Source organism: Streptomyces sp. NPDC007901, from assembly GCF_042959465.1.
Classification (GTDB): domain Bacteria; phylum Actinomycetota; class Actinomycetes; order Streptomycetales; family Streptomycetaceae; genus Streptomyces.
In genome coordinates this window covers 148,164-170,426 of record NZ_JBIBKW010000018.1, presented here as the reverse complement: position 1 = coordinate 170,426, position 22,263 = coordinate 148,164, and the positions used below count along the sequence as shown (strand labels likewise).

The following is a 22,263-nucleotide window of genomic DNA, read 5'->3' as shown; positions in this document are numbered from 1 at the left end:
ACTCTGTCCCGTGCGCTCCGGTCTACGCGGGGGCCGCCTGCGCGGCAAGGGTGCCTACGGGTGAGGGCGGGGGATCGTGATCTCGTTGTGATCAGTGACCCCGCTCACAAAAGCGAAGGAACCTCCGCCGCGGAAACCTCCTTCGCCGCCCGCTCCACCGCGCTCGCCAGCAGCGCCAGGTCGGTCGGGCCGTTGCCCAGCTCCCGGACCGGGCGGCGGGTCGGCGGGTCGCCCATGCGCTGCCAGTCGAGGGGGACGACCGTGGGGCGCTGGGTCGCGGTGCGGGGGATGCGGCCCGTGACGCGGCCCGCCTGGAAGGCGGTGGCGCGGCCGTCGGGGGTGGTGAGGCGGCCGCGGCCCGGGGCCGGTTCGTCGGGGCCGGTGGCCGGTGGGTCGAGGGCGACGCGCAGGGTGGCCTGCCGCGCCGGTTCCGTCTCCGCCGTACGGCCGCCCGTGCCGGACGCCGCGATCAGGTGGACACCCAGCCGGTCGCCCTCCTTCGCCACCGCCTCCAGCGCCCGCATCACGGAACCGGCGGCCGGGCGGCCCGGGGAACCGAGGGCGGGGGAGACCAGGGCGTCCAGGTCGTCGACCACGACCACCAGCCGGGGCAACGGCGGGGGCGCCTCGGTGCGCTGCCGGGCGGTGGCACCGGCCGACGGGCGCAGCCGGAGCGTCGAGCTCGGCGGGGCTTCTATGTCCCCGGCGCCCGCGGCGGTGCCGCGCGTGCGCTGGGGGACGATACGGCCCGAGATCTCCCGCTGTCCGTGCCAGCCGGCGAAGTCGGAGCGGCCCAGCAGCTCGGCCCGCCGCTTCAGCTCGGCGCTCAGCGACTGCGCGAACTCCCGCATCCGGACCGGGTCGTTGGCGGTGAGGTGGGTGGTGACATGGGGTATGTCCGTGCAGACCCGCAGGCCCTCCCCGTGCCCGGCGCCCGTGCCGACGCCGTCGCGGCCGTCGATCAGGACGATCCCGAGCCGGTCGGGGCGCTCGGCGGCGGCCAGCGAGGCGACCATCGCCCGCAGCAGCTCCGTACGGCCGCTGCCGGTCGGCCCCTCGATCAGCAGATGCGGTCCCTCGGTGACCAGGTCGGCGGTGAGCGGGCCGCGCGGTCCGGCGCCGAGCACCGCGCGGGCCCGGCCGCCCAGCGACTCGGTGTCGTCGGCCGCGTCCGCCCAGCGGGCCATCAGCGAGGCCGGGGTGGCCCGGGCCAGCCCCAGCTCGTCCAGCAGCCGGGCGGACTGGGGGAGCGGGGCGGCCACGCGCGTGTGCCGGTCGCCGGCCGGGCCGTCGGGGCGCAGCGGCGCCAGCGCCCTCGCGAACCGCTCCGCCCAGGCGGGGGAGACCGCGTCCACCGCGGCGAGGGTGCCGGGGCCGACGGGGCCGCCGGAGACCCGCATCAGGTGCAGCGCCGTCGCCACGTCCCCGCTGAGCAGGGCCACGGCCCCGCACTCCCGGAACGTCGGCGTCACCGCACACGCCTCCTCGTAGGTCCGGTCGACCGGGGAGGTGGGCGAGGCGGGTGCCGTCTCCGCCAGGCAGATCACATGCACCCCGGCGCGCGGTCCGGCGACCGTCAGCCGCGCCACCGCGTCGCGCAGGGCCGAGCCGCCGGGATCGCCGTCCACGACGACGATCGTGTACGGCCCCGGGAAGCCGCCCTTGTCGTCCTCGGCGAGGGCGTCGCGGGCCCAGGAGGGGCGGTGGGCGGTGTCGGCGGGCGGGGCGCCCGCCGTCGTACCGGCCAGGTCGGGGCGGTCGGACGGGGTGGCCGGCCGCCGGGGGGCGGACAGGTCCTCCACCCGCCGCAGCAGCTCCTCCACCCGGGCTGCCGCCTGTTCACGGTCGTAGGCCAGCAGAAGACGGCAGTCCTGGCCGTGGCCCGGACGGACGTGCGGGAGCCAGCCGAGCCAGGACCACTCGGCGGTGCGCTCCTCCAGAGGGCGGGCCCGGTCCGCGCTGATCAGGACGATCTCCAGCAGGTCGGGCGAGTGCAGCGCGGTGAGCTGGGCCAGCACCGCGCGGGTGAGGCCGGCGAGGCGGGTGCGCGGGCCCGCGAGGCCCAGCGCCCCGGCCTCGCGCAGGTCGGCGGTGACCGGCACGGCGGGCAGCAGTCCCGGGCCGTCGGGTGTCGGGCGGTCCGCCGTGCCGAGCCGGACCGTGAGCGCCTCGGGGTGGGCGGGGCCGCGCTCCCAGAGGCGGGGGCCGGGGCCGAGCACGGTCAGCAGGAGGGCGGCGGGGTCGGGCCAGGTGTCGGGCTGGGCCGGAGCATCCGGAGACGCGGCGATGTCCTCGGCGGCCGTGGTCTCGCCGTCGGCGGCCGACGGGGGTTCGCCGCGACCGCCGGCCAGCCGCCGCGCCCACGCCCCGAGGCTGCCGCGCCTGCGGGCGCCGGGCAGGGCGGGGGCGTCGGTGCCGCGGAGGGGGGTGCCTTTGCGCCTGCCGGAGAGGGCGGGGCCGTCGGCGGACGTGTCGTCGGAGGAGGCGCCGTCGGCCGGGTGCCCGGTCGGGTGTCCGGTCGAGGAGGCGTTGCCGGTCGGGTGTCCGGCCGACGGGGCGGAGGCCGTGGGCCCGGCGGAACCGGGGGCGCCGGTGGTGCCCGTGGCACCGGTGGTCGTAGCGCCTCGGGGGCCCGGGCCCCCGAGGACTCCGGCGCGGCCGGCGTGGGTGTCGCCGTAGGCGTGTACGGGGCCGGAGCCGGTACGCGGGCCGGGGAGCCCGCCGTGGCTCCCGGCCGCCTCGCCGGCCGACGGCGACGCGTCCGCGCGTCCGGCCGACGGGAACCCCTCCGGGTACCCGGCGCGCGGCGATCCGACACCGCTCCCGGCCGCCGGTCCGCTTCCGCGCCCGGCCTGCGGCGCCCCGCCGCCGCGCCCGTCGGGCGGCAGCCCGCCCCGGCTCTCGATCCGCGGCGCCTCGCCCTGCGCGGGCACGACCGCCGGCTCGGCCGGGCCGTACCCCTGGCCGCCCGCGGCACCCCAGCCCGCCGTGCCGTAGCTGTGATGGGTGCGGCCCGCCGGCGCCGTCACGCCGGCGTCGGCAGTGCCGTCGCCGTCCGCCCCTTCGCCGCCCGTCAGCACCCGCACGCAGCCCTCGCCGTCGGGCGCCGTGCCCACCCGCGCCCCCGGTCCCCCGGACGGGGTGAGCCGCAGGGCCGATTCCCCGATGCGCAGGAGCGCTCCCGGGGTGAGGCGGACCGGGCGGTCGGTGACGCGGGTGCCGTCCAGGGCGGTGCCGTTGGTGGAGTTCAGGTCGGCGACCGCGACCCGGCCGTCGGCGGCGACGGTGACCGCGCAGTGCAGCCGGGAGACGTCCGGGTCGTCGAGCGGGACGTCGGCGTCGGCGGAGCGGCCGATGGTGATCTGGCCGCCGTGCAGCAGGTGGACGCCGCCCGCGTCGGGGCCGGCGATCACATGCAGCTGGGTCGGGGCGTCGTCCAGCTCGGGATGCGGCTCGGGGGCGGCGGGCGCGCCCAGGGACAGCACGGCGCCGTCGACCAGCGGGGGCTCGCCCAGGATGCGGCGGCGGGCGTCCAGCCGCTCCACCCCGGCGTACAGCACGACCGGGGCACCGCTCGGCTCACGGCCGCCCAGGCTGCCGTCCCCGGTGACGGCCGCGGCCAGCGCCGACGCCACCGCGGCCAGGTCGGTGCCCGCCGGGGCTGTCACCAGCACGTCGCGGCTCACGGCCCGGCCCCGCTGCGCGGCAGGGCCCAGGGGGTCTACGACGGTCAGCCGGATCTGCATCGCCGTCAGCGGTCCCTTCTGCGCGGGCGCGGACTTCCCCCCACCACCACTAGCGCGTCGGCCAGTTCTGCTGTCGCACGCATCCTCGCACCTGCCACTGACAACACGCCCACGACCCGGTGGTAAGTGATCTTGATTGGTCAGCTCTGCCCCCAAAAGTGCCTGACCAATACCGCGCGGACGATCACTTGAGATCGGTCACGTCCGGCCTCGGCAACCGGCGGAGCGAAGCGAGCGTCTTTCCATCGAACACGTGCGGGAACGTCTACGTATGGGGATACGTCCGCAACGCTTACCGGCCGCCTACACGGCAGGGGAAAGCACAGCCGGACGACAGCTCCGTGCCAGGCGGCACGGCACTACAGTGGGTCGGACACGAGGTTGGACACAGGGTTCGGACGGACCAGCAAGCAGCAGGGAGCGGATGACGTGCGGCCGGTAGGCAGCAAGTACCTCCTGGAGGAGCCGCTAGGACGCGGCGCCACCGGTACCGTCTGGCGTGCCCGCCAGCGGGAGACCGCGGGCGCCGAGGCGGCCGTGCCCGGCCAGCCCGGTGAGACCGTCGCGATCAAGGTCCTCAAGGAAGAGCTCGCGAACGACCCCGACATCGTGATGCGCTTCCTGCGGGAGCGTTCCGTCCTGCTCCGGCTGACCCACCCGAACATCGTCCGGGTCCGGGACCTCGTCGTGGAGGGCGATCTCCTTGCCCTGGTCATGGACCTCGTCGACGGTCCCGACCTGCACCGCTACCTGCGCGAGAACGGCCCCTTCACCCCCGTCGCCGCCGCGCTGCTCACCGCCCAGGTCGCCGACGCGCTCGCCGCCAGCCACGCCGACGGCGTCGTGCACCGCGACCTGAAGCCCGCCAACGTGCTGCTCCAGCAGTACAACGGCCAGATGCACCCGATGCTGACCGACTTCGGCATCGCGCGCCTCGCCGACTCCCCGGGCCTGACCCGCACCCACGAGTTCGTCGGCACGCCCGCGTACATCGCGCCGGAGTCCGCCGAGGGTCGCCCGCAGACCTCCGCCGTCGACATCTACGGCGCCGGCATCCTGCTGTACGAGCTGGTCACCGGCCGCCCGCCGTTCTCCGGCGGCAGCGCCCTGGAGGTCCTCCACCAGCACCTCAGCGCCGAACCCCGCCGCCCCTCGACCGTGCCCGACCCGCTGTGGACGGTCATAGAGCGCTGCCTGCGCAAGAACCCCGACGACCGGCCCAGCGCAGAGAACCTCGCGCGCGGGCTGCGGGTCGTCGCCGAGGGCGTCGGCGTGCACGCGAACTCCGCGCAGATCGCGGCGGCCGAGGGCGTCGGCGCGCTGCTCGCCCCCGACCCGGCGCCGGCCGCCGTACCGGGCGCGGCCGACCCGACCCAGGTGCTGCCGAACACGGGTGTCGGCGCGGGGTCGTACGACCCGAACGCCGCGACCAGCGTGCTGCCGCACACGGGTGGCCCGATGGGCGCCGCCGACCCGACCGCCGTCCTGCCGAACACCGGCGCCGCCGACCCGACCGCCGTCCTGCCGCCGATGCCCCAGGGCCAGCCGGGCGGCCAGCAGCAGCCGGAACAGCCGCACCCCTGGCAGACCCAGCTCCGCGCGGCCCGCGACCGCAACGAGCAGACGCAGGTCCAGTACCTCGACCCGAACGACGACCCGCTGCGCCGCCGCCCGCAGCGGCAGGTGGCCCGGCCGCAGCAGCAGCCGCAGCGCCAGGCCCCGCAGCAGCAGCCGGTACGCCGGCCGCAGCCGCGCGGGCAGGGCGGACAGGGCGGGTACGGGCAGCAGCCCGCCGGTTACGGTCAGCAGCAGCCCGGCGGGTACGGCCACCAGCCGCAGCAGTACGCCCCGCCCCAGCAGCCGCAGCAGCGTTACGCGCCCCCGGCCGAGCCGCAGCGCGCCCCGCGCGAGCCGCGGCAGCGCAGCGCCAACCCGATGAAGATCCCCGGCCTGGGCTGCCTCAAGGGCTGTCTGTTCATGGTCGTCGTCCTGTTCGTCGCGGGCTGGCTGATCTGGGACCTGACCCCGGTGCACACCTGGGTCGGGCAGGGCCGCGGCTACTGGAACCAGCTGAGCGACTGGGCGGGCACGGTCAGCAGCTGGATCGGCGATCTGGGCAACGGCGGCGGCTCCGGCAACTGATCGCGAGTTTGGGGATTTGTCGACACCTGGCGGGTGATTTCCGCCTCCGTGGTGAAGGTTGGCTCTTCGGACGCGTACTTTTATCGGCAACACGCGTCGGTAGGAGCAGTCTTGGCACGGAAGATCGGCAGCCGGTACACCGCGAACCAGATCCTGGGGCGGGGCAGCGCCGGCACGGTGTGGCTGGGCGAGGGGCCCGAGGGGCCCGTCGCCATCAAGCTGCTGCGCGAGGATCTCGCGTCCGACGAGGAGCTGGTGGGCCGCTTCGTACAGGAGCGCACTGCGCTGCTGGGCCTGGAGCACCCCCATGTCGTGTCCGTCCGTGACCTGGTCGTCGACGGCAACGACCTGGCCCTCGTCATGGACCTGGTCCGTGGCACGGACCTGCGCACCCGCCTGGAGCGGGAGCGGCGGCTCGCCCCCGAGGCGGCCGTCGCCATCGTCGCCGACGTCGCGGACGGGCTGGCCGCGGCGCACGCGGCGGGCGTGGTCCACCGGGACGTGAAGCCCGAGAACGTCCTCCTCGACATGCAGGGCCCGCTGGGCCCCGGCGGCTCCCACCCGGCCCTGCTGACCGACTTCGGTGTCGCGAAGCTGATCGACTCCCCGAAGCGCACCCGCGCGACGAAGATCATCGGCACGCCGGACTACCTGGCCCCCGAGATCGTCGAAGGCCTGCCGCCGCGCGCCTCGGTGGACATCTACGCGCTCGCGACCGTCCTGTACGAGCTCCTCGCGGGCTTCACCCCCTTCGGCGGCGGCCACCCGGGCGCGGTCCTGCGCCGCCACGTCACCGAGACGGTCGTCCCCCTCCCCGGCATCCCCGAGGAGCTCTGGCAGCTGCTCGTCCAGTGCCTGGCGAAGGCGCCGGCCTCCCGGCTGCGGGCGTCGGAGCTGGCCGCGCGGCTGCGGGAGCAGCTGCCGACGCTGGCGGGGATGCCGCCGCTGGACGTCGACGAGCCGGAGGCGGAGACGCCGGAGGAGGCCGAGGAGGCGGCAGCCGCCGCACCGGCCACGGACGAGCAGCGGGTACGACGCAGGGGGGCCGTCCCCCTGGTGCCGGGCGCGAAGCCGGACTCCAACCGGGACACGCACACGTCGATGCGGGTGCCCGGGGCCGACGAGCTGGCGGGCGGCGCCCGGGGCACCGCCCGCGCGCCGAGGGCCTCGGGGGCGCCGCGGCCGGGGTCGGCGCGGCACCGGGTCGCCGCGCGGCGACGCAAGGTGACGTTCGCGGTGGCGGGGGTGGTGGTCGCGGCGGTGGTGGGGGTCGGAGCGTGGCTGGCGTCGTCCGGTTCCGACGACTCCCCTTCGCAGGAGACGCACAGCACGTCGACGCCGTGAGAGGGGGGCGGGTGCGGGCTGTGGCTCCGCCGGTTTGTTTCCCGCCCGCCCACCGGACTCGCTAGGCCACGAGCGAGCCGCCGCGGGGCTCGGCCCCGGACCCCGAGGGGAAGGAGGAAGGGCGGGCGAGGCCCGTCGGCCATCCTCGGTTGGCGGAGCCGTTACGCTGGAGGCGTGGCAGTCGTCGATGTATCCGAAGAGCTCAAGTCCCTCTCCTCGACCATGGAGTCGATCGAGGCCGTTCTGGACCTCGACAAGCTGAGGGCAGACATCGCCGTGCTCGAGGAGCAGGCGGCCGCGCCGTCCCTGTGGGACAACCCGGACGAGGCGCAGAAGATCACCAGTAAGCTGAGCCACCTGCAGGCCGAGGTCAGGAAGGCCGAGGCGCTGCGCGGGCGGATCGACGATCTTGCCGTGCTCTTCGAGATGGCCGACGAGGAGGACGACCCGGACACCCGTGCCGAGGCCGAGTCCGAGCTTGCCACCGTCAAGAAGGCGCTGGACGAGATGGAGGTCCGGACGCTGCTCAGCGGGGAGTACGACTCCCGCGAGGCGCTCGTGAACATCCGCGCCGAGGCGGGCGGTGTCGACGCCGCCGACTTCGCCGAGAAGCTGCAGCGCATGTACCTGCGGTGGGCGGAGCAGAAGGGCTACAAGACCGAGCTCATCGAGACGTCGTACGCGGAAGAGGCCGGCATCAAGTCGACCACCTTCGCCGTGCAGGTGCCGTACGCCTACGGGACCCTCTCGGTGGAGCAGGGCACGCACCGGCTGGTGCGGATCTCGCCGTACGACAACCAGGGCCGCCGCCAGACCTCCTTCGCCGGTGTCGAGGTGCTCCCCGTGGTCGAGCAGACCGACCACATCGAGATCGACGAGTCCGAGCTGCGGGTGGACGTGTACCGGTCGTCCGGGCCCGGCGGCCAGGGCGTCAACACCACCGACTCCGCGGTGCGCCTGACCCACATCCCCACCGGCATCGTCGTCTCCTGCCAGAACGAGCGGTCGCAGATCCAGAACAAGGCCACCGCGATGAACGTCCTCCAGGCCAAGCTCCTCGAGCGGCGCCGGCAGGAGGAGCAGGCCAAGATGGACGCCCTCAAGGGCGACGGCGGCAACTCCTGGGGCAACCAGATGCGGTCGTACGTCCTGCACCCGTACCAGATGGTCAAGGACCTGCGGACCGAGTACGAGGTGGGTAACCCCGAGGCCGTGTTCAACGGCGAGATCGACGGGTTCCTGGAGGCCGGAATTCGCTGGCGCAAGCAGCAGGAGAAGTAAATTTGTCGACTTGCCCATGGTGAGTCGGACGACCCCGAACTGCCGCCCCCGTGGCGGCAGTTCTCTTTTTCCCTCGCCGTGTACGGCAGTTGTCTGGGTTTTACATCACACTCACACGCTTCAACTCCGCGCATTGGGTGCGCAACTGGACATCGCGTACGCAACGGCCTTGACGTTGCTTTGAAAAATGGGAAGGGTGAAGCGTGGCATGCGTATCTCTGGGGCGCATGTGAACCGGGGGCCCTCCGCATTCGTAGCTGTCTCCGTCGAGCACGGCCCCAGCGCCGCCAACCTGACATTCAGCTACTGGGGGTAGCAACCAGATGACCAAGAAGACGCGGATCCGGGTCGCGCGGATAGCCGCCGGCGTCGTGATCGCCGCCGGTGCCTCGCTGACGGCCGCCGGTGCGGCCTCCGCCCTCTCCATCGGCGTCGAAGCCGACGAGACCGGCGTGCAGGTGAACGCCGACCTGGACGGCGACGAGTCGCCCAGCCCGAGCAACACCATCTCCGAGATCCCGACCGACCCGGCGAGCAGTACGCCGTCGTCCACGCCGAGCAGCTCGGCGCCGTCCGAGTCGAGTGAGCCCACGGACGAGCCCACCCAGCCGACCGACGAGCCCACCGAGCCCACGGACGAGCCGACCGACGGCAGCACCAGCACCAGCGGTACCGGCACCACCGGTGGCAACAACAACACCGGCACCGACGGCAACTCCGGCACCTCCGCCCAGGAGGAGGGCTCCTCCTCCCTCACCGACACCGGTTCGGGCTCGAACACCGAGGCCCAGGGCGGTGGCGACCAGCTCGCCGAGACCGGTGCCGCGCAGACGACCTTCCTGATCGTCGGCGCCGCCACCATGATCGCCGGTGGCATCGGCTTCCGCATCCTGCCGCGCCTCATGAGCGGCCGCGGCGGCGCTGCCGCCTGACGGTAGCCGCCCGCCCACGGAGCGTGTGCGCAGCATGGAAGAAGGGCCCGGAGCTTGCGCTCCGGGCCCTTCTTCTCGCTCCTGCGTGCTTCCTACGCCGTCTGGTGCGCCGCCAGCAGCGCCACCGCGGCGATCAGCACCGCCAGCAGCGCGATCAGCGCCATCGGGTTCAGACCGCCCAGGAAGTTCTCCTGCTGAAGACGCTCGCGGTTGGCACGGCACACAGGGCACCGGCCTTCGTTCACAGGCGCCGCGCAGTTCGCGCACACCAACCGGTCGTACGTCATGCGCTCGCCCTCCTTGCACCGGCCACTACCTACACAACGCTCCGCGGAACGAGAACGTTCCCCTCCCACTGTGCCAGGTTCCCCCGGAAAGAGCGCGGCCGTCCACCGACCTCGCCCCGGCACTCCGGGGACACCACCCCGGAACAAAAGCACACAAGCCTCACCCAACCGTGACCGGCGCCTGCGCTTCCTCACCGGACTCGCGTATGGTCACGCTCATCTACCCCCGGCGACCCGTGGTGCATCCGTGATCCGATTCGACAATGTCTCCAAGGTCTACCCCAAGCAGACCCACCCCGCACTCAGGGATGTCTCCCTGGAAGTGGAGAAGGGTGAGTTCGTCTTCCTCGTGGGGTCCTCCGGCTCCGGAAAGTCCACCTTCCTGCGGCTGATCCTCCGCGAGGAGCGGTGCAGCCACGGCCAGGTGCACGTCCTCGGCAAGGACCTCGCCCGTCTCTCCAACTGGAAGGTGCCGCAGATGCGCCGCCAGCTCGGGACGGTCTTCCAGGACTTCCGCCTGCTGCCCAACAAGACGGTCGCCGAGAACGTGGCCTTCGCGCAGGAGGTCATCGGCAAGTCGAAGGGCGAGATCCGCAAGTCCGTGCCCCAGGTGCTCGACCTCGTCGGGCTCGGCGGCAAGGAGGACCGCAGGCCCGGCGAGCTCTCCGGTGGTGAGCAGCAGCGCGTGGCCATCGCGCGCGCCTTCGTGAACCGGCCCAAGCTGCTGATCGCGGACGAGCCCACGGGCAACCTCGACCCGCAGACCTCGGTCGGCATCATGAAGCTCCTGGACCGCATCAACCGCACCGGCACCACCGTGGTGATGGCCACCCACGACCAGAACATCGTGGACCAGATGCGCAAGCGCGTCATCGAGCTGGAGAAGGGCCGCCTCGTCCGCGACCAGGCCCGCGGCGTCTACGGCTACCAGCACTGACCGCCATCGATCCCGCAGACGTCCACGGAAAGGCATAACCCGACGCCATGCGCGCCTCGTTCGTAATGTCGGAGATCGGAGTCGGTCTCCGCCGCAATCTGACGATGACCTTCGCGGTCGTCGTCTCGGTCGCCCTGTCCCTGGCGCTCTTCGGCGGCTCGCTCCTCATGAGCGACCAGGTCAACACCATGAAGGGCTACTGGTACGACAAGGTCAACGTCTCGATCTTCCTCTGCAACAAGAGCGACGCCGAGTCGGACCCCAACTGCGCCAAGGGCGCGGTCACCGAGGACCAGAAGAAGCAGATCCAGGCCGACCTCGGCAAGATGTCGGTGGTCGAGAAGGTCACCTACGAGTCGCAGGACGAGGCCTACAAGCACTACAAGGAGCAGTTCGGCGACTCGCCGCTCGCCGACTCCCTCACGCCGGACCAGATGCAGGAGTCGTACCGGATCAAGCTCAAGGACCCGGAGAAGTACCAGGTCGTGGCGACCGCCTTCGACGGCCGGGACGGCGTCCAGTCCGTCCAGGACCAGAAGGGCATCCTCGACAACCTCTTCGGCCTGCTCAACGGCATGAACTGGGCGGCCCGCATGGTCATGGCGCTGATGCTGGTGGTCGCGCTGATGCTGATCGTCAACACCGTGCGCGTCTCCGCGTTCAGCCGTAGGCGCGAGACCGGCATCATGCGTCTGGTCGGCGCCTCCGGCTTCTACATCCAGGCCCCGTTCATCGCGGAGGCCGCCGTCGCCGGCCTGATCGGCGGCACGGTCGCCTGCGGATTCCTGGTGGTCGCCCGCTACTTCATCATCGACCACGGCCTGGACCTGTCCCACAAGCTGAATCTGATCAACTTCATCGGCTGGGACGCGGTGTTGACCAAGCTCCCGCTCATCCTCGCAACGAGCCTGCTGATGCCCGCGCTTGCGGCGTTCTTCGCGCTGCGCAAGTACCTGAAGGTGTGACGCATGCCAAGAGGGCCGTACGGGCAACCGCCCGTGCGGCCCTCTTGCGTTGTCCTAGACTCACCGGCATGTCAGGCCGTGAGCTGTTCTGTCAGCCCCGCCGGGTTCGCCGGGGGGCGGCTCTGACGTTGGTGTTCGCAGGGCTGTTGGTGACCGGAGCGGCCACCGGGGCGTTTCCCGACCCCGGGCAGTCCGACCGGAAGACGCCCACCGGAGCCGCGCGTTCGGCCGACGGGCACGAGGACGTCGCCAAGGCCGCGGCCGACGCGATGGCCGACGGCAAGTCCCCCATGGAGGCGGCCGAACGGGCCGTGAGCCGCAGCGGGGACCGGTGGGCCGCGGTCTACTCCGAGGGCGAGTACCAGGAGTTCGAGGAAGCGCTCGACGGCCAGTACACGGGTGTGGGGCTGTGGGCCCGGCGGGAGCGGGACGGCCGGATCGAGGTGACCAAGGTGCAGACCGGGTCGCCGGCGGCCGAGGCGGGGGTGAAGAAGGGCGACCGGCTGCGCAGTGTCGACGGGGAGGACGTCGACGGGCGGCCCGTCACCGACGTCGTCTCGTTACTGCGCGGTGACGCCACCGACGCTCGCGCCGGTACGACCGTCACCCTCGGTCTCGAACGCGGCACGCGCGCGTGGAGCGAGACCGTGCGCCGGGCGCTGCTGTCCACCGACTCGGTGAGCGTGCGCAAGCTGGCCGCCGGTATCACCGTCATCAGGATCTCCGCCTTCACCCGGGGCTCCGGGGAGCTCGTCCGCACCGCCGTACGGCAGGCCCCCGCCGACGCCGGCATCGTCCTCGACCTGCGCGGCAACTCCGGCGGCCTGGTCAGCGAGGCCGTCACCGCCGCCTCCGCCTTCCTCGACGGCGGCCTGGTCGCCACCTACGACGTCGACGGCGCCCAGCGCTCCCTGCACGCCGAGCCCGGCGGCGACACCGCGAGACCCCTGGTCGCGCTGGTCGACGGCGGCACGATGAGCGCGGCCGAGATGCTCACCGGCGCCCTCCAGGACCGCGGCCGCGCGGTCGTCCTCGGCTCCCGCACCTTCGGCAAGGGCTCCATCCAGATGCCCACCCGCCTCCCCGACGGCTCGGTCGCCGAGCTCACCGTCGGCCACTACCGCACCCCCTCGGGCCACACCGTCGACGGCCGGGGCATCACCCCCGACCTGGAGGTGAGCTCCGGGGCGCTGGAGCGGGCCGAGACGGTCCTGAGCGGCCTGGGCGATCCGTCGTAGGGGCGGCTGCGGAACCCGCCGCTAATCCGCTTCCCCCGCACCCCCTCCGTAGTGCGAAAATGGAGGGCACTATGGCCAAGGGAATGTACGTACCGAAAGAGTCCCAGCAGAAGCAGCAGGGGACGGCCGCCAAAGCCAGGGACGGCGAGAAGGGCGGCAAGCGCAAGATCGTCGCGCAGAACAAGAAGGCGCGGCACGACTACGCGATCGTCGACACCTACGAGGCCGGCATCGTGCTGTCCGGCACCGAGGTGAAGTCGCTGCGTGAGGGGCGGAGCTCGCTGACCGACGGCTTCGTCCAGATCGACCGGGGTGAGGCGTGGCTGCACAACGCCCACATCCCCGAGTACCACCAGGGCAGCTGGACCAACCACTCCGCGCGCCGCAAGCGCAAGCTGCTGCTGCACCGGGAGGAGATCGACAAGCTGGAGGTCAAGTCCCAGGAGACCGGCCACACGATCGTGCCGCTCGCGCTGTACTTCAAGGACGGCCGCGCCAAGGCCGAGATCGCGCTCGCGCGAGGCAAGAAGGAGTACGACAAGCGGCAGACCCTGCGCGAGCAGCAGGACCGGCGGGAGTCGGACCGCGCGATCGCGGCGGCCAAGCGCAGGCAGCGGGGCGCGTAGGGCGGAACACCGCCGGAATACGGTGGCCACGTCGCTCGTTGTTCACGTACGATGGCACTGCACCTCACAGCGGGTGCGCACCCTCCTCGGAGGGGTTTGAAAAAACAACATGGGGATGATCGGTTTCGACAGCGGATGTCGAAGCAGGGGAAGCGTGTCGAGGAAGCGGCAATGATCTCGTTAACCATATGTCGCAACCAATAATCGCCAATTCCAAGAGCGATTCCCGCGCCTTCGCCCTCGCTGCCTAATAAGCAGTGAGTGAAGGCCCTAACGGGTGTCAGACCGGGGATGTTCCCGACCCGGACCCTGGCATAATCTAGGGGACTAAACCATTCGGCCCGGTCACGGGGTCGGATGGGAAATCAAACAGTGACTGGGCCCGTCGGCGACTTGTTCGCGTGATTGCCGGGGCCGAGAAAATCACAGCGAACTGCACACGGAGAAGCCCTGATTCCGCACCGTTGGACGCGGGTTCGATTCCCGCCATCTCCACTCATCCCATGTGGGCCGAGGCCCCGGCGCTCCTCCGCGGAGCACCGGGGCCTTTGTCATGCCCGAAGGGCCCGTTCACTCGTACGGGCGGCGCTCACGGATTCCGTCTCAGCAGCCCCGTCGGCTTCATTAGCGTTTTGCCCCGTGACGCGCTCTATGGGCGCGTCCTCCCGGCTGATCCGGCTTCTGCCGGAGCGAGCGGCGAGGCACGCGAGGAGGTGGCTGCTCTGGTGGCTCACCAGGTAGCCGGATATCCCCATCACAGCTGGGGACATCCGACGGGCTCCTGCTGGGCGGATATCCCCACACAGCCTGGGGACATCCGACGGGCTCCTGATGAGCCTGAGCCACCGTCCGGACTGGGTCCGGGCGGGGACCCTTCTCGTCTCCGAGTACAGCACAGCGGCCCCCGGCACGGCACCAGGACCGGTGACCGTCACGCTAACCGGGGAGCCGTGCTCTCACGTTCGGTCAGCCGAGGCACGAGCAGCGTCGCCTCCGGCACCTCTCCCTCCCCGCCCAGCTTCCGCATCAGCAACTCCGCCGCCCGCTCGCCGAGTTCCGTGGCCGGGAGAGCCACCGAGGTCACCGGGACGCGCAGCCCCGCCGCCAGCTCGTCCGGGCAGATCGCGGTGATGGACAGATCGGTCGGGACGCGCAGGCCCAGCTGCTCGAAGGCGTCGATCAGGGGCTCCAGGGCCGCCTCGTTGTGGACGACGACCCCCGTCAACGCCGGTTGTTCGCGGAGGAGTTGCTCGGCGACCTGCCGCGCCCCCGCCGGAGTCGCCGCGCACGGGTGGACGGAGGACGCCATGCCGTTGCGGTCGGCGGCGGTCGTGAAGCCCTGGACGACGCGCTGGGCGAACGCGGTCTCCCGGACGTACACCTCGGGCGGCGAGCCGACCAGTGCGACCACCCGGTGTCCGAGTTCCGCCAGTCGTTCCACGCACAGCTCACCGGCTGCCTTGAAGTCCAGGTCGACGCAGGTCAGGCCGGCCGCATCAGAAGGAAAGCCGATCAGCACCGACGGCCGTTCCAGGGCGCGCAGGAGGGGCAGACGCGGGTCGTGGAGCTGGACGTCCATCACGATCAGGGCGTCGACGAGGGCCGTGTCGGCGACCCGGTGCAGGCCCTCCTCGCCCTCCTCCTGGGTCAGGAGGAGCACGTCGTGGTCGTAGCGGCGGGCCGTGGTCACCACGGACACCGCGAACTGCATCACCACCGGGACGTGGATGCCGGTGCGCAGCGGGATCACCAGGGCGAGGACGTTGGAGCGGCTGCTGGCGAGGGCGCGGGCGCCGGCGTGCGGGCGGTAGCCCAGTTCGCGGATGGACGCCTGGATACGGCGCCGGGTCTCGTCGGAGATGGGGCGCTTGCCGCTGAGCGCGTAGGAGACGGTGCTGGGGGAGACCCCGGCGTGCCGGGCCACGTCGGTGATCTTCACCATCAGCCCAGCTCCAGGGAGAGGAACCCGGTCCCGGCCGCGGCCCGTGCCGTTCGCTCTCCGGCCGCCAGCGCCCAGGGCGCCGCCGGGTCGCTGCAGGAGGCCCGCAGGGTGTCCCCTTCGCGTACGACGGTGAAGGTGACGTCCCCGACCGGGACCGTGACCTGCGCGCCCCGGTCGAGACCGAACGCCCGCAGGGTCACCCCGTCGGCATGGTCGTAGTCGGGGCGGTCGGCCACCGCGCCGACCGGGATCACCGCGCCGGGACGGACCAGGAGGGGGACGCTGAGGAAGTCGTGCTGCTCACGGACCCAGCCGGGGCCGGTGACCGTCCGGCCGGTCAGGAAGTGGGTCCAGGTGCCTCGCGGACAGTAATATGTCACATACCCCTCGTCGTCGAACACCGGCGCCACCAGCACATCCGCCCCCAACATGTACTGCCGCTCCACATGCGCGCACCCCGGATCGTCCGGGAACTCCAGCACCATCGCCCGCATCACCGGCACTCCCTCCGCCGCAGCGGTGCGCGCCGCCTCGTACAGGTAGGGCATCAGGCTCAGCTTCAGCCGCGTGAAGTGCCGCAGCACGTCCACGGCCTCCTCGTCGAACAGCCAGGGCACCCGGTACGACGACGAACCGTGCAGCCTGCTGTGCGAGGACAGCAGTCCGAAGGCCAGCCACCGCTTGAACAGCGCCGGTGTCGGGGTGCCCTCGAAGCCGCCGATGTCGTGGCTCCAGTAACCGAAGCCGGACAGGCCGAGCGAGAGCCCGCCGCGCAGTGACTCGGCCATCGACTCGTAGGTGGCCTCGCAGTCGCCGCCCCAGTGCACGGGGAACTTCTGGCTCCCGGCCGTCGCCGACCGTGCGAAGACGACCGCCTCGCTCTCCCCGCGCTGCTTGCGCAGCACCTCGAAGACGGTCCGGTTGTACAGGTACGTGTAGTAGTTGTGCATCCGCTCCGGGTCCGAGCCGTCGGACCAGGCCACGTCCACCGGGACCCGTTCCCCGAAGTCGGTCTTGAAGCAGTCGACCCCCTGGGCGAGCAGTGCCTCCAGCTTGGCCGCGTACCAGTCGCGCGCCGCCGGGGACGTGAAGTCCACCAGCGCCATCCCCGGCTGCCACAGATCCCACTGCCACACGCTCCCGTCCGGTCGCCGCAGCAGGTGTCCCAGCTCCTTCCCCTCGGCGAACAGCGGCGACCGCTGCGCGATGTACGGGTTGATCCACACGCACACCCGCAGCCCGCGCTCGTGCAGCCGCCCCAGCATCCCCTCGGGATCCGGGAACACCCGGGGATCCCACCGGAAGTCGCACCAGTTGAACTCCCGCATCCAGAAGCAGTCGAAGTGGAAGACGGAGAGCGGGAGTTCGCGCTCCCGCATGCCCTCGATGAAGGAGGTCACCGTCTTCTCGTCGTAGGAGGTGGTGAAGGAGGTGGAGAGCCACAGGCCGAAGGACCAGGCGGGCGGGAGGGCCGGGCGGCCGGTGAGGGCCGTGTACTTGCGCAGGATGTCCTTGGGGGTGGGGCCGTGGATGACGTAGTACGTCAGCTGCTGCGACTCGACGCTGAACTGGACCCGCGACACCGCCTCCGAGCCGACCTCGAAGGACACCTTCCCCGGATGGTCGACGAAGACGCCGTAGCCCGAGTCCGTGAGGTAGAAGGGGACGTTCTTGTAGGCCTGTTCGGTGGCCGTGCCGCCGTCGGCGTTCCAGATGTCGACGACCTGGCCGTTCTTGACGAGCGGGCCGAACCGCTCGCCGAGCCCGTAGACCGAGGTGCCGACCCCGAGGCCCAGCTGCTCCCGCAGATAGTGGGCGCCCGTCGACGCGTCCCGCATGATGCCCATGCCCTTGGGGCCGCTGGAGGTGAGGGTGCGGCCGCCGGCGAGGAAGTCCAGCCGCCAGGGCGCGGTCCGGCTCAGCCGCAGCGTCAGGGAGCCGGAGGTCAGGGTCGCGTACTCGTCGTCGTACGACACCTGGGACGCGAGGTCCTCCTTCGCGAGCTCGAAGTGCGGGCCGCGCGGCTGCTCGCCCTCGAAGTGGGTGAAGGTGACGCCGATGACGTCGGGCATCGGTGTGTGCGCGCTGATCGTCACGACCGGTCCCTTCAGCAGGTCGCCCCGGTGGCGGATGGGCTGGGTCGGCGCATGGATCTCCAGCGCGCCCTCCGCGGCGGTGACGTCGAGGACCTCGACCGGGTGGGCCGCGGTGACGCCCTCCCGGAGCAGCCAGTAGCCGTCGGTGAACTTCACGCACGTACCTCCTATTTGACGGCGCCCACGGCGATGCCCCGGGTGAGCGTGCGCTGGAAGACGAGGAAGAAGACGATGGCCGGGAGGACGCCGAGCAGGGCGGCCGCGTTGGTCATCGTGGCGTCCATCAGGCGCTGGCCCTGGAGGACGCCGAGGGCGACGGACACCGTCTGGTTGTCGTTCGAGATGAGCATGACCAGCGGGAGCAGGAACTCGTTCCAGGTCCAGATGAAGAAGAAGACCAGGAGCACGCCGAGGGTCGGGCGGCTGACCGGGACGACGATCCGGACCAGGATCTGCCACTTGTTCGCGCCGTCGATCCGGGCCGCCTCGACGATCTCGCGCGGGAACTGCCCGAGGACCGAGGAGAGCAGGTACGTGCCGAACGCCGACTGGATCACCGTGAACACGATGATCACGCTGAGCCGGGTGTCGTAGAGGCCTGCCTGCTTGCTCAGGTAGTAGAGCGGGTAGACCAGCGCCTCCTGCGGCAGCATGTTGGCGAGCACGAAGAAGGCCAGCACCCAGGTGCGGCCCCGGATCCGGCCGATGCCGATCGCGTAGGCGTTGAGGACGGACAGGGCGGTGGCGAGCAGGGCCACCGAGCCGCTGATCAGGGTGGAGTTGATCAGCTTCTGGGTGTAGTCGACGCGTTGCCAGAAGTCCTTGAGGCCGTCGAGGTAGAGGCCGTGGGGGAGGCTCAGCGGGCCGTGCTGGGAGTACTCCGACGGGGACTTGACCGCGTTCACCGCCACGATCAGGAACGGCACGATCATGAAGAGGGCGGCGAGGCAGAGGGCCACGAGGACGGGGTAGCGGCGCAGGGCGGTGGTCATGCGTCCCCCGTGCGGCTCTGCAGCTTCAGGCCGAGCACGGCCAGGGCCAGGATGATCACCGTGAGGACCGTGGAGATCGCCGAGCCGTAGCCGACCTGGGTCTTCTCGAAGAACGTGGTGAAGGAGAAGTAGGAGGGGACGTCGGTGGCGCCGCCCGGGCCGCCTTTGGTCAGGACGTACACCGCGCCGAAGACCTTGAGCGCGGCGATCGTGCACCAGGTCAGGACGACGTACACCTCGGGGCGGATCTGCGGCAGCGTGATGTGCCGGAAGCGGCGCCACCAGCCGGCACCGTCCAGCTCGGCCGCCTCGTACAGCTGGGGGTCGACGCGGCCGAGCCCGGCCATGAACACGACCAGCGGGAAGCCGATCTGCACCCAGACCAGCACTCCCATCACGGTGTAGAGGGCGAGGTCCGGGTCGCCGAGCCAGTCCTGCTGCCAGCTGCCGAGACCGACGGCCTTCAGGAGGGCGTTGAGGGAGCCGTTGTCCGGGGCGAGGATCCAGCTCCAGACGATGCCGGCGACCGCGACCGGCAGCACCTGGGGGAGGTAGAAGCAGGCGCGCAGGACGGCCGCGATCCGGGTGCCGAAGTGCTTGCCGACGTAGTCGAACAGGGCCGCGGCCAGGACCAGTCCGAGCGCGGTCGGCAGCACCGCCATCGCGACGACCATGAAGAGGCTGTGCCGGAACGACGCCCAGAACTCCGTGTCGTGCAGCAGCTCCCGGTAGTTGGCGAGCCCGGACCAGTGCGGGCTCCCCACGCCCTGCCAGTCGGTGAGGCTCACGCCCGTGTTCATCAGGAACGGGACGATCACGACCGCGAGGAAGGCGAGGGCGCCGGGGAGGAGGAAGAGGGCGTACGAGTCCCGGCGCACCCTCACTTGGTGCCCTTGTCGTACGCCGTCTGGAGGTTGCTCAGACAGGCATCCGGTTTCTCGCTGCCCGTGATCAGCTTCTGGGTCTCGGAGACGAGGGTGTCGTAGAAGCCGGCGACCGGCCAGTCCGGGTAGAAGGCCAGGCCGTCGCGGGCGCTGAGGGTGTTGAAGTCGGCGATCAGCATCTTGGACTTGGGGTCGGTGATGGCGGCCGGGTCGGCGGCGACCGGGACTCCGCCCTTGTTGCCGAGCAGGTTCTGGATCTTCTTCGACATGGTGATGTCGATGAAGTCGTAGGCCAGGTCCTTGTTCTTGGAGTTCTTCGGTACGACCCAGAGGTTGCCGCCGGAGCCGAGGGTGAGGTTCGAGCCCGGCCACAGGAAGCTGCCCCAGTCGAACTTCGCCTCCGACTGGAAGCGGCCGTACCACCAGCTGCCGGAGAACAGGATCGGTGCCTTGCCCTGGATGAAGGAGACCCCGGCCTGCTCGGCGGTCGTACCGGAGGACGTCTTCGCGATGTAGCCCTTCTTCACCCAGTCGGCGAAGGTGTCGGCCGCGTACGTCCAGGCGCTGTCGTGGAAGTCGACCTTGCCCTGGTACAGCTCGTACTTGTCGACCCACGAGCGGTCGGCCCTGGAGAGCGCGAGCTGGTACAGGTACTGCTGGGCCAGGTACTCGGAGCCCGCGTTCGCCAGCGGCGTGACCTTGTTCTCGACGAACTTGTCCATCGCCGCGGTGAGGTCGTCGAACGTCTTCGGCTCGGCGATCCCGTACTTCTTGAACAGGTCCTTGTTGTAGTAGACCATCGTGTATTCGGCGTAGTTGGGCACTCCGTACCACTTGCCGGAGCCCATCACGCCGTCGGCGTCGTACTGGCTGGTGGTGCGCACGCCCGCGCTGAGCTTCTTGTCCCAGCCGCGCTGGGTCGCCTCGGCGGTCAGATCGGTGAGGAGTCCCTGCTTGGAGAGGAGTCCCGCCGTCGCGTTGCCCTTGTTGTACTCCATGATGTCGGGGGCGTCGGAGGAGTTGAGGACCATCTGCGCGGTCTTCTGGATCTGCTCGAAGCTCTTCTCCTCGTACTTCACCTTGACGCCCGGATGGGTCGCCTCGAACTCCTTGATGGCCTCGTTCCAGGCGATGCCCATCGCGCTGGTGGGGCCCTCGTAGTGCCACAGCCGCAGCGTCTTCGCGTCGGACGTGCTGCCGCCCGAGCCGCCGCAGGAGGTGAGGAGCAGTGATCCGGCGAGGATCACCGCCGCGGTCGCCGTTCGCCTTCGTGCCGTCAACATCCAGTGCCTCCCAGGGAGTCGGATGGATGGTGCTCGTCCGGTGTCGAATGGGTTCGATACCGGACGTCGAAGCGCTTCGACGCAGGAAGGTAGGTGCGGGCTATGAGATCGTCAATAGGTCAGGCGGGAATTGCCGGAAGCGATTCGACTGAGGGCGCCGACCAGAAGGGCCGTGACGGCCGCCGCGACCGGCGTGGTGAACGCGGCCGCCGGCGAGAGGTGCTCCGCCGCCCAGCCGCCGAGCGCGGAGCCGCAGGCGATACCGGTCAGCAGGGCGGTCACGACCAGGCTCATCCCCTCGTTGAGCCGGTCAGCGGGGGTGCGGTCCTGGACCAGCGTCATCGCGGTCACCATGGTCGGGGCGGTCGCCATCCCGGCCGCGAGCAGCGCGGGGGCGAGGGCCCAGAGGCTGTCGAGGGTGCGGGCGGCGAGCAGGGGGAGGGACATCAGGGCGGCCATCGCCAGCAGGCACACCGGCAGCCGTCGTTCGGCCGGCCCCGCCGGCCTGAGGGCGCCGTACATCAGGCCCGCCGCGCAGGAGCCGGCCGCCTGCAGGGCGAGGACGGCACCGGCCGCCGAACGGTGGCCCTGGGCGTCGGCGTAGGCGATCGTGACGACCTCCATCGAACCGAACACCGTGCCGGTCGCGACGAAGCAGGCGAGGAGGGGCAGGAGGGAGGAGAAGCGAAGGGGTGTTCTCGCGGTGCCCGTCGCGGTCCCGGGCGGGGGCTCGGTGGCCCGCTGGGCGGTGAACAGCAGCATGCCGGCGAGCAGCAGCACCGCGCCGACCAAGGTGCCGGCCTCCGGGAAGAACGTGCCGGTCAGGAAGGACGCCAGGACCGGGCCGAGCATGAAGCACAGCTCGTCGGCGGCTTGTTCGAAGGAGTTCGCGGTGTGCAGGGCGTCCGGGTCCTCGCGCAGCAGGTGGGCCCAGCGGGCCCGGGACATCCCGCCGAGGTTGGGGGTGGAGGCGGTGGCCGCGTAGGCGGCGAACAGGGTCCAGTCCGGGGCGCCGTAGCGCACGCAGAGCAGCAGGGCGAGGCTGCCGAGCACGGCGGCGAGCGTGGCGGGCACGGCGACCCTGGCCTGCCCGTACCGGTCGACGAGCCGCGCGATCCACGGCCCGGCCACCCCCGTGGCCGCGAGGCCGGTCGCGGTGACGGCGCCGGCGAGGGCGTACGAGCCGCGCGCACCGGCGATCATCACGACCGCGCTGATGCTGAACATGCCCATGGGGAGGCGGGCCAGCAGGTTCCCGGCGGTGAAGGCACGGGTGCCGGGGAGGGCGAAGAGACGGCGGTAGGGGCCGGGCGGGCGGCGAGGGAGGCGTAGGCGATCGTGGCTGCCGTCGGCGTCGCGGTCGCGGTGGCGGTCGGGTGCGCGGTGGCGGTCGCGGTCGCGGTGGCGGTCGGGTGCGCGGTCGCGGTGGCGGGGGGTGAAGTCGATGGCGACGAGGGAGTCGGCGGTGACGGTGTAGAGCGTCTTCTGGGGCGTCGGTTCGGTCGGTTGCGGCATGGGCACCACCGTCGCCCGGAGCCGATCAAGGGGTCCAACACCTGCTCGGCGCC

General features: G+C 71.5%; 16 protein-coding genes and 1 other RNA gene. 9 read left to right on the top strand and 8 right to left on the bottom strand.

The genetic code is table 11. From position 1 onward, the window contains the following. Positions 1-104: 104 nt before the first annotated feature. Entirely contained in the window at positions 105-3,746 is a 3,642-nt protein-coding gene (locus tag ACFZDK_RS41495) for an FHA domain-containing protein (RefSeq protein WP_390980615.1), read from the bottom strand. A gap of 429 nt (positions 3,747-4,175) precedes the next feature. Here ACFZDK_RS41495 and ACFZDK_RS41490 point away from each other — a divergent pair, with 429 nt between their 5' ends. The 4 genes from ACFZDK_RS41490 to ACFZDK_RS41475 all read left to right on the top strand — a co-directional run bounded on the left by ACFZDK_RS41490 (position 4,176) and on the right by ACFZDK_RS41475 (position 9,445). Next, entirely contained in the window at positions 4,176-5,888 is a 1,713-nt protein-coding gene (locus ACFZDK_RS41490) for a protein kinase (protein WP_390980613.1), read from the top strand. Between the two features lie 111 nt (positions 5,889-5,999). Beyond that, entirely contained in the window at positions 6,000-7,232 is a 1,233-nt protein-coding gene (locus ACFZDK_RS41485) for a protein kinase (RefSeq protein ID WP_390980611.1), read from the top strand. A gap of 174 nt (positions 7,233-7,406) precedes the next feature. Beyond that, the gene (prfB, locus tag ACFZDK_RS41480; protein WP_355717195.1) at positions 7,407-8,513 is read left to right on the top strand and encodes a peptide chain release factor 2; all 1,107 of its coding nucleotides are present in this window, start codon (positions 7,407-7,409) and stop codon (positions 8,511-8,513) included. Between the two features lie 323 nt (positions 8,514-8,836). Then, positions 8,837-9,445 (top strand): hypothetical protein, encoded by a 609-nt coding sequence (locus ACFZDK_RS41475; protein WP_390980609.1) that lies wholly within the window; start codon positions 8,837-8,839, stop codon positions 9,443-9,445. 92 nt (positions 9,446-9,537) lie between these two features. On the opposite strand, the gene ACFZDK_RS41470 is transcribed toward ACFZDK_RS41475, so the two are convergent. Further along, the gene (locus tag ACFZDK_RS41470; protein ID WP_355717199.1) at positions 9,538-9,732 is read right to left on the bottom strand and encodes a hypothetical protein; all 195 of its coding nucleotides are present in this window, start codon (positions 9,730-9,732) and stop codon (positions 9,538-9,540) included. A gap of 247 nt (positions 9,733-9,979) precedes the next feature. Between ACFZDK_RS41470 and ftsE the strand changes: the two genes are divergently transcribed. The 5 genes from ftsE to ssrA all read left to right on the top strand — a co-directional run bounded on the left by ftsE (position 9,980) and on the right by ssrA (position 13,996). After that, positions 9,980-10,669, top strand: coding sequence for a cell division ATP-binding protein FtsE (gene ftsE / locus ACFZDK_RS41465; RefSeq protein ID WP_059203505.1), 690 nt, complete (start codon positions 9,980-9,982; stop codon positions 10,667-10,669). A 47-nt stretch (positions 10,670-10,716) separates the two neighbouring features. Then, complete coding sequence (gene ftsX / locus ACFZDK_RS41460) at positions 10,717-11,634, top strand: permease-like cell division protein FtsX (RefSeq protein ID WP_355717202.1); 918 nt, start codon at positions 10,717-10,719, stop codon at positions 11,632-11,634. A 68-nt stretch (positions 11,635-11,702) separates the two neighbouring features. Continuing rightward, positions 11,703-12,872, top strand: coding sequence for a S41 family peptidase (locus ACFZDK_RS41455; protein WP_390980605.1), 1,170 nt, complete (start codon positions 11,703-11,705; stop codon positions 12,870-12,872). 83 nt (positions 12,873-12,955) lie between these two features. Next, complete coding sequence (gene smpB / locus ACFZDK_RS41450; RefSeq protein ID WP_390980699.1) at positions 12,956-13,498, top strand: SsrA-binding protein SmpB; 543 nt, start codon at positions 12,956-12,958, stop codon at positions 13,496-13,498. Positions 13,499-13,609: 111 nt separating this feature from the next. Continuing rightward, positions 13,610-13,996, top strand: a transfer-messenger RNA (tmRNA) gene (ssrA, locus tag ACFZDK_RS41445). Between the two features lie 433 nt (positions 13,997-14,429). Here the strand turns inward: ssrA and ACFZDK_RS41440 are convergent. The 6 genes from ACFZDK_RS41440 to ACFZDK_RS41415 form a co-directional block, all read right to left on the bottom strand. Beyond that, entirely contained in the window at positions 14,430-15,440 is a 1,011-nt protein-coding gene (locus tag ACFZDK_RS41440) for a substrate-binding domain-containing protein (protein ID WP_390980603.1), read from the bottom strand. Next, entirely contained in the window at positions 15,440-17,692 is a 2,253-nt protein-coding gene (yicI, locus tag ACFZDK_RS41435; RefSeq protein WP_390980601.1) for an alpha-xylosidase, read from the bottom strand. The genes ACFZDK_RS41440 and yicI overlap by 1 nt, the downstream gene beginning before the upstream one ends. Before the next feature lie 11 nt (positions 17,693-17,703). Next, positions 17,704-18,528 carry an ABC transporter permease subunit gene (locus ACFZDK_RS41430; RefSeq protein WP_390980599.1) on the bottom strand — a complete coding sequence of 275 codons (825 nt, stop codon included), beginning with the start codon at positions 18,526-18,528 and terminating at the stop codon, positions 17,704-17,706. Beyond that, positions 18,525-19,412: an ABC transporter permease subunit gene (locus tag ACFZDK_RS41425; protein WP_390980597.1), complete on the bottom strand. Its 888-nt coding sequence runs from the start codon at positions 19,410-19,412 to the stop codon at positions 18,525-18,527. Before ACFZDK_RS41425 ends, ACFZDK_RS41430 begins: the two co-directional genes overlap by 4 nt. Further along, positions 19,409-20,695 (bottom strand): extracellular solute-binding protein, encoded by a 1,287-nt coding sequence (locus tag ACFZDK_RS41420; protein ID WP_390980595.1) that lies wholly within the window; start codon positions 20,693-20,695, stop codon positions 19,409-19,411. Before ACFZDK_RS41420 ends, ACFZDK_RS41425 begins: the two co-directional genes overlap by 4 nt. Before the next feature lie 111 nt (positions 20,696-20,806). Continuing rightward, positions 20,807-22,210 carry an MFS transporter gene (locus ACFZDK_RS41415; RefSeq protein WP_390980593.1) on the bottom strand — a complete coding sequence of 468 codons (1,404 nt, stop codon included), beginning with the start codon at positions 22,208-22,210 and terminating at the stop codon, positions 20,807-20,809. Positions 22,211-22,263: the final 53 nt, after the last annotated feature.

What these genes read in the sequence shown, in the direction of transcription:
- ftsX (WP_355717202.1), top strand. Translation starts at nt 10,717, where the DNA reads ATGCGCGCCTCGTTCGTAATGTCGGAGATCGGAGTCGGTCTCCGCCGC.
- ACFZDK_RS41415 (WP_390980593.1), bottom strand. Translation starts at nt 22,210, where the DNA reads ATGCCGCAACCGACCGAACCGACGCCCCAGAAGACGCTCTACACCGTC.
- ACFZDK_RS41440 (WP_390980603.1), bottom strand. Translation starts at nt 15,440, where the DNA reads ATGGTGAAGATCACCGACGTGGCCCGGCACGCCGGGGTCTCCCCCAGC.
- ACFZDK_RS41455 (WP_390980605.1), top strand. Translation starts at nt 11,703, where the DNA reads ATGTCAGGCCGTGAGCTGTTCTGTCAGCCCCGCCGGGTTCGCCGGGGG.
- ACFZDK_RS41495 (WP_390980615.1), bottom strand. Translation starts at nt 3,746, where the DNA reads ATGCAGATCCGGCTGACCGTCGTAGACCCCCTGGGCCCTGCCGCGCAG.
- ACFZDK_RS41430 (WP_390980599.1), bottom strand. Translation starts at nt 18,528, where the DNA reads ATGACCACCGCCCTGCGCCGCTACCCCGTCCTCGTGGCCCTCTGCCTC.
- ACFZDK_RS41475 (WP_390980609.1), top strand. Translation starts at nt 8,837, where the DNA reads ATGACCAAGAAGACGCGGATCCGGGTCGCGCGGATAGCCGCCGGCGTC.
- ACFZDK_RS41420 (WP_390980595.1), bottom strand. Translation starts at nt 20,695, where the DNA reads ATGTTGACGGCACGAAGGCGAACGGCGACCGCGGCGGTGATCCTCGCC.
- ACFZDK_RS41470 (WP_355717199.1), bottom strand. Translation starts at nt 9,732, where the DNA reads ATGACGTACGACCGGTTGGTGTGCGCGAACTGCGCGGCGCCTGTGAAC.
- smpB (WP_390980699.1), top strand. Translation starts at nt 12,956, where the DNA reads ATGTACGTACCGAAAGAGTCCCAGCAGAAGCAGCAGGGGACGGCCGCC.